The sequence below is a fragment of the Paraburkholderia sp. SG-MS1 genome (assembly GCF_012275575.1).
GTDB lineage: Bacteria > Pseudomonadota > Gammaproteobacteria > Burkholderiales > Burkholderiaceae > Paraburkholderia.
The window spans coordinates 1-6,927 of sequence record NZ_NPIH01000187.1; the positions used below are offsets into that span (position 1 = coordinate 1).

6 protein-coding genes are annotated in these 6,927 nt (G+C 64.2%); 1 reads left to right on the forward strand and 5 read right to left on the reverse strand.

Translation table 11 applies throughout. The features are described from left to right. The first annotated feature begins 364 nt into the window (after positions 1–364). Positions 365–919 carry a cob(I)yrinic acid a,c-diamide adenosyltransferase gene (locus tag CIC12_RS14240; protein WP_168664738.1) on the forward strand — a complete coding sequence of 185 codons (555 nt, stop codon included), beginning with the start codon at positions 365–367 and terminating at the stop codon, positions 917–919. A 35-nt stretch (positions 920–954) separates the two neighbouring features. On the opposite strand, the gene CIC12_RS14245 is transcribed toward CIC12_RS14240, so the two are convergent. From CIC12_RS14245 to CIC12_RS14265, 5 genes are all read right to left on the reverse strand, one after another. Then, on the reverse strand, positions 955–1,197 hold the full coding sequence (locus tag CIC12_RS14245) for a helix-turn-helix domain-containing protein (protein WP_342030538.1): 243 nt from the start codon (positions 1,195–1,197) through the stop codon (positions 955–957). A 254-nt stretch (positions 1,198–1,451) separates the two neighbouring features. Beyond that, positions 1,452–2,525, reverse strand: a complete 1,074-nt coding sequence (gene aroG / locus CIC12_RS14250) for a 3-deoxy-7-phosphoheptulonate synthase AroG (protein ID WP_168664739.1) — start codon at positions 2,523–2,525, stop codon at positions 1,452–1,454. 418 nt (positions 2,526–2,943) lie between these two features. After that, entirely contained in the window at positions 2,944–4,410 is a 1,467-nt protein-coding gene (tldD, locus tag CIC12_RS14255) for a metalloprotease TldD (RefSeq protein ID WP_168664740.1), read from the reverse strand. Positions 4,411–4,492: 82 nt separating this feature from the next. Then, on the reverse strand, positions 4,493–5,356 hold the full coding sequence (locus tag CIC12_RS14260; RefSeq protein ID WP_168664741.1) for a carbon-nitrogen hydrolase family protein: 864 nt from the start codon (positions 5,354–5,356) through the stop codon (positions 4,493–4,495). 138 nt (positions 5,357–5,494) lie between these two features. After that, a partial coding sequence (locus CIC12_RS14265) for a YhdP family phospholipid transporter (protein WP_274597557.1) occupies positions 5,495–6,927 on the reverse strand: 1,433 nt, incomplete at its 5' end.

The following is a 6,927-nucleotide window of genomic DNA, read 5'->3' on the forward strand; positions in this document are numbered from 1 at the left end:
CAACGCGGTCGACCGGAGTTAGCGCTTTAGCGCTTACTCCGGTCCCATGCAACGCGGTCGACGGGAGTTAGCGCTTTAGCGCTTACTCCGGTCCCATGCAACGCGGTCGACCGGAACGGGCGCAAAGCACTGACTCCGATCCCATCAAAACGCTCGCTGAAATTTTTGAGTACAGCTTGTTTGCAGCAGCTATTTCATTTTACGCCGATCGCCCGCGGGGCGGCGTCAGTACGCCCACCGCTCCTATAATGGCGGCGACTTCACGATGCGCGCAATATGGATAAACGCGATGGCCAGTCGGCCATTTCGCGTTGAGCCGTGCCATTTTCATGGACGCATCGTCACTGAATGGATAGGAGACGTCATGGGCAACCGCTTGAGCAAGATCTCGACCCGCACGGGCGACGACGGCACCACCGGACTGGGCGACGGTCGCCGCGTACGTAAGGACAGCGCGCGCATTGCCGCCATTGGCGACGTCGACGAACTCAATTCGAACCTCGGCGTGCTGTTGTGCGAAACGCTGCCTGACACAGTGCGCGCGGCGCTGGTCGCGATCCAGCATGATCTGTTCGATCTCGGCGGCGAACTTTGCATTCCCGGTCACACGATGATCACCGACCGGCATCTCACCCAACTCGACGACTGGCTCGCCGATTACAACGCGGCATTGCCGCCGCTCAAGGAGTTCATTCTGCCGGGCGGCTCGCGCCCGGCGGCGCTCGCGCATGTGTGCCGTACCGTTTGCCGCCGGGCCGAGCGGGCGATCGTGGCATTGGGAGAACACGAGTCGATCAACGCGGCGCCGCGTCAGTATGTGAACCGGCTATCGGACCTGCTGTTCGTGCTCGCGCGCGTGCTCAATCGCGCTGACGGCGGCACGGACGTGCTGTGGCAGCACGATCGCAACGCGGGCTAGCGTGCGGACACGCGCCACGCGTCACGCGCCACGTGTTAGCCGACGGCCAGCTTAACCGGCTTGCCGATGCAGCTCATCATTTCGACCAGCGTGTCGATGGTGAACTTGGTGGTTTGCTTGTTGACCACGTCTGAAACACGCGGACGCGACACCATCAGAATCTCGGCGCCCTCGGCCTGCTTCAGATGGTGTTGTCCGATCCGACTGGAAAGCTCGGTCATCAATTGCTCTTTCAGCAGCCGTGCGTCGTTGATCTGCGTTTGCGATGCGGCATGCACGCGCTTCCCCTCATCGGCGGAAAAGCCCAGCTCAAGGAACAGATTCGCAACGGGCCGGGTCCCGTGACTAATTTCGTGTCGATCGTCATTTGCTAAGTGTTCCTCGTTGCCCGCTCAAGTCGTCCGCGACCCGGCGATGAGTCGTTACGGTACCGAGGCGGCACATGAAGCACCATTCGCCGTTCGGCCAAAAAAAAGCCCGGCTCGACGAGCCGGGCTATCCACGGATCTGCCTGAAGCAGCGTGGCAGCGCTTTAGTTGCCGCTGCCGCGCGCGACGCGCCGTTGCTTGACCGCTTCGGCCAGCCCTTCGAGCACCGCGACGCTTTCGTCCCAGCCGATGCACGCGTCGGTGATGCTCTGGCCGTACGTCAACGCGCAGCCCTCCTGCAAGTCCTGGCGGCCTGCCACCAGGTGCGACTCCACCATCACGCCGACAATCCGTTCGTCGCCCGAAGCAATCTGGCGGCCGATATCCGCGCACACCGGAATCTGGTTCTCATGCTTCTTCGAGCTGTTTGCGTGGCTCGCGTCGATCATCAGGCGTGCTGCGAGACCGGCCTTGCCGATGTCCGCACACGCCGCGTTGACGCTGTCCGCATCGTAGTTCGGCGTCTTGCCGCCGCGCAGGATGATGTGGCAGTCCTCATTGCCGGCGGTCGACACGATCGCCGAGTGACCACCCTTGGTGACCGACAGGAAATGGTGCGGCTGCGAGGCAGCCTTGATTGCGTCGACCGCGATCTTGACGTTGCCGTCCGTGCCGTTCTTGAAGCCGACCGGGCACGACAATCCCGACGCGAGTTCGCGATGCACCTGTGACTCGGTGGTGCGCGCGCCGATCGCTCCCCACGAGATCAGATCGGCGATGTATTGCGGGCTGATCATGTCGAGGTATTCGGTGCCGGCCGGCAGGCCCAGTTCGTTGATGCGCAACAGCAGCTCGCGCGCGGCGCGCAGGCCGTCGTTGATCTTGAAACTGTTGTCCATGTGCGGGTCGTTGATGAGACCCTTCCAGCCGACCGTCGTGCGCGGCTTTTCGAAGTACACGCGCATGACGATTTCGAGTTCGCCGGCGAAGCGCTTGCGCTGCTCGATCAGGCGCCCGGCGTATTCCATCGCCGCCTTCGGATCATGAATCGAGCACGGGCCGATGATCACGATCAGCCGGTCTTCCATGCCATGCAGAATCCGATGCATCGCGTTGCGCGAGTTGTAAATCACGTCGGACACCGTTTCGTCGCAGGCGAATTCGCGGATCAAGTGAGCTGGCGGCGTGAGTTCTTTCAATTCCCGAATGCGGACATCGTCGGTGTTGTGCGGGGGCATGTTGTTCTCCTGAATCGGTTCGTAGCGTGTTCGCGCGGGCAACGAAGGCTGTGATGAGGCAGCGATGCCAGAGCGGACGACAATCAAAAAATGTTCAACGACAAAGTTCCAGATGCGGTTTGAACGGCGGTTGCAGATGCATGAGGCGAAAAAAAACCGCCAGGCTTAGCTGGCGGTTTTTCGGGAATTCTCGGTGTCCTGCGTGCACTAACACCCCTCTCGATCCGCCAGCGGTCTGAGATACCAAAAAAAGTAAAAGTAAAACCTGGCGGACATGATGGGGAGGGCGTCGCTGGTCAAAAAGGTGAGTGACTTTATAACCCGCTCAAGCTCGCCTGGCAAGCATGGGGGTATGAAAATGCGGAAAACCCGCATACTTCGCGCATTGCGCGCACGAAGTATGCGTTTTCTGAAGGGGTCAGGCTGTGCCGCCCACTGTCATCCGGTCGATGCGCAGCGTCGGCTGGCCGACGCCCACCGGCACGCTCTGGCCTTCCTTGCCGCACACGCCGACGCCCGAGTCGAGTTTCATGTCGTTGCCGATCATGCTGACGTACTTCAGCGATTCCGGACCGCTGCCGATCAGCGTCGCACCCTTGACCGGGTACGTGATCTTGCCGTTTTCGATCATGTACGCCTCGGAGGCCGAGAACACGAACTTGCCGTTCGTGATATCGACCTGGCCGCCGCCGAAGTTCACCGCGTACAAGCCGTTTTTCACCGACGCGAGAATTTCCTGCGGGTCCTTGTCGCCGTTGAGCATGTACGTGTTGGTCATGCGCGGCATCGGCAGCGCCGCGTACGATTCGCGGCGCGCGTTGCCGGTGACCGGCATCTTCATCAGCCGGGCGTTCAGCGTATCCTGGATGTAGCCTTTCAGGATGCCGTCTTCGATCAGCGTCGTGCACTGGGTCGGGTTGCCTTCGTCGTCGATATTGAGCGAGCCGCGGCGGTTCGGCAGCGTGCCGTCGTCGACCACGGTCACGCCCTTGGCGGCGACCTGTTCGCCGATGCGCCCCGCGAAGGCGGACGAGCCCTTGCGGTTGAAGTCGCCTTCGAGACCGTGGCCGATCGCTTCGTGCAGCAGCACGCCGGGCCAGCCCGGTCCGAGCACGACGGTCATCGCGCCGGCCGGCGCCGGACGCGCGTCGAGATTGACCAGCGCCGCATGCACCGCGTCGTCGACGTAGCGCGACAGCACTTCGTCGGTGAAATAGCCGTAATCGAAACGGCCGCCGCCGCCGCCGCTGCCGATTTCGCGGCGGCCGTTCTGCTCGGCGATCACCGTGACCGACACGCGCACGAGCGGCCGGATGTCGGCCGCGAAGCCGCCGTCGCTACGCGCGACCAGCACCACGTCGTATTCGCCGGCGAGGCCCGCCATCACTTGCTGGATGCGCGGATCGCGGCCGCGCGCCATCTGTTCGATGCGCTCGAGCAGCTTGACCTTGGCGGTCGCGTCGAGCGAATGGAGCGGATCGGACGGCAAGTACAAGTCGCGCCCGGCGATGCCGGTCAGCGACGTCGCTGCCTTGATCTTCTGCTTGCCGCCACCCGCCTTCGCAATCGAACGGGTGGCGAGCGCCGCCTGGCGAATCGCTTCGGGCGACAGGTCGTCCGAGTACGCGAAAGCGGTGCGGTCGCCCGACACGGCGCGCACGCCGACGCCCTGGTCGATGCTGAAGCTGCCCGACTTGACGATGCCTTCTTCGAGACTCCACGCTTCGCTGCGCGTGTACTGGAAGTACAGGTCCGCGTAGTCGACCTTGTGCGTGAAGATTTCGGCGAGCGTGCGGGTGAGCAGGGATTCGTCGAGACCGTAGGGCGTCAGGAGGATGTCCTTGGCGGTGGCGAGATTACGGATACCGGGTTCGATGATGTTCATGCGAAGTATGTTCTGCTCGAGAGGAGTCGGTTAGCGCCGGAACCACCCTATGAGTGATGGGCGCCGCAGTTTCAATGTCGTTTCAGCTGAGCACACGATGACGCCAGGCGGGCAAGCTCTGTCGCACTTCGTCGATGCGCGCACGCTCGAGATTGCCGGCGACCAGGCCCGCGCCTTCGTCGCGCACCGCGATGATGTCGCCCCATGGGTCGATCAGCATGCTGTGGCCCCAGGTACGGCGGCCGTTCTCATGTTTGCCGCCTTGCGCCGCGGCCAGCACGTAACACTGGTTTTCGACCGCCCGGGCGCGCAGCAGCGTTTCCCAATGCGCGCGTCCGGTGGTGTAGGTAAAGGCGGATGGCACCACGATGAGCGCGCAATCGCCCATGCGCCGGTACAACTCCGGAAAGCGCAGATCGTAGCAGACCGACAGGCCCACGCGGCCGAACGGCGCCTCGAAGCTACGGACTTCGCCGCCGGGGCAGATGGTGCGTGCCTCGTCGAACGATTCTTCGCCCTTCTCGAAGTTGAACAGGTGAATCTTGTCGTAGCGCGCGGCTTCGTTGCCTTGCGGGTCGAACACCAGCGTGGTGTTCAGTACGCGCGATGCCTCCGGCGCGGTGATCGGCAGCGTACCGCCGATCAGCCAGATCTGGTGGCGGCGGGCGGCATCGGCGAGGAAACGCTGGATCGGGCCGTCCTCGTAGGGTTCGCGCACGGCCAGCTTGTCCGTGTCCTTGAAGCCCATGAAGCAGAAGTATTCGGGCAGCAGCACGAGTTGCGCGCCGTCGGCGGCGGCTTCGGCGATCAGGCGCTGCGCTTCGGCCAGATTGCGTTCGCGATCCGGCGTGCTCACCATCTGCAGCGCGGCGATCCGGAAGGTGCTTGGCGGGGAACCGCTGGACGCCGCGGTGGAGGAGGCGGGAAAGACGTGTGTTTCGCTCATGAGCGTTTCGGAAAACTCCCGGCAAGGCGACGGCGCGAACCGCTGCGCCGCTTGCGTCGTTCAGGGTTGGCTGGGACCGCCGTCGCGGCACTGGGCGCTCGGCCGGCCAGCAAAAGCAACGCGGAGGCCGGATAAAACTCAGTGCGCTTCAACGGTAGAAGCCGGAACGTCCATATTACCGCGATCGCCCGTCACCCGCTCGACGTGCGGTTTCGACCACGAACCGGTGATCGCATACTCGCGTGCGAACACGTGCGAGACCGATTGGGTGAGCGCGAGATCGGCCACCAGCGCGCCCAGCCCAAAGAACGGATTGATGACCGCCGCGGCGATCACTCCGGCGCCCACGCTCACGGTCGGCGTGACGTGGAGATGCATGTCCTGGGACTTCTGCGCGAGATCGACCGTGCCCGTCATGTCGACCCGCGCCGGCGCGGTCACCATCCTGAAGTTGTCCGTGCGGCCGATGCCGTTGTGAATCTGCGCGGTGGCCGTGACGCTGGAAAACGGCAGCCCTTCGCCGATCACGTCGCGGAAATCCAGCGTGGCGATACGCGCGAGGCTTTGCAGGCTGAGCACACCCAGCAGTGTGGCGACGCCCGGATCGATCTTGAGGATCTGGCCATGGCGCAGGTCCGCCGCCAGATTACCGTTGAGCGTCGGAAAGTCGATCACGGCCGGGGCGCCGAGCCATGCCAGCTTGCCCGACAGCGAGCCCGTGCCACCCTTGATCGTGCGCGGCAGGCCGAAGCGTTCGATCAGCGCGCCGGCGTCCTTGATGTCGAGCTTGAAATCGAACACGGTGCGGCGCGGCGTGATTTCGTCGGCGGTGGCGCCCAGTCCCGTCGAGGTCCGCCAGTTCGCGGTGGCGGTGAGCGTGGCGGCGGGATTCGTAATGTCGAGCTTGTCAAGCTGCCAGACCGGCACGCCGTCTTCCTCGAAGTTGTGCGCGTCGACTTCGAGCCGGCCGACGTTGCGATCGCGGACGATCAGTTCGTTGACCACCAGATCGATCGACGGCATGTTCTGCGCGGGCGCCGACATCGCCGGGCCGAGCAGGTCCTTGTCCTCGACCGACGGAATCACGACGCGCGCAAAGCGCGCCTGCAGCGTGCCCGGCGATCCGCGAGTGGCGCCTGGCAGCCACGACACGTGGCCGGACACCTGGTTCGACGCGATGTTCGCCTGCCATTTGCCGTCCGCATGCGACGCGCCGACGATCACGTCGTCCCAGTGGCGCTTGAGCAGCGTCAGCGTATCGATGTGCAGCGCGAAGCGGTTCGGCAGGAATTGTGTGACGGCCGGATTCGCCGCAGCCGGCGGCGCGGCGGGCGCGGGCGTAGAGGGCGCAGGGGGCGCAGTGGACGGTGTCCCCGGCGGGGAGTCCGAAGCCGCGCCCTGGGTGCGCATCTGCGTGACGAGCGCGCGCCACGCGTCGGCGTCGAACGCCGGCAGGTCGACGGCGGCGACCACGCCTTCGGATGGCAGATCGGCGGGCCTGTTGACGCCGATCGCGCCGCGCACGACGGCCGGCAGCGCTTTCGACTGATAGCGCAACAGATACGCGGCGA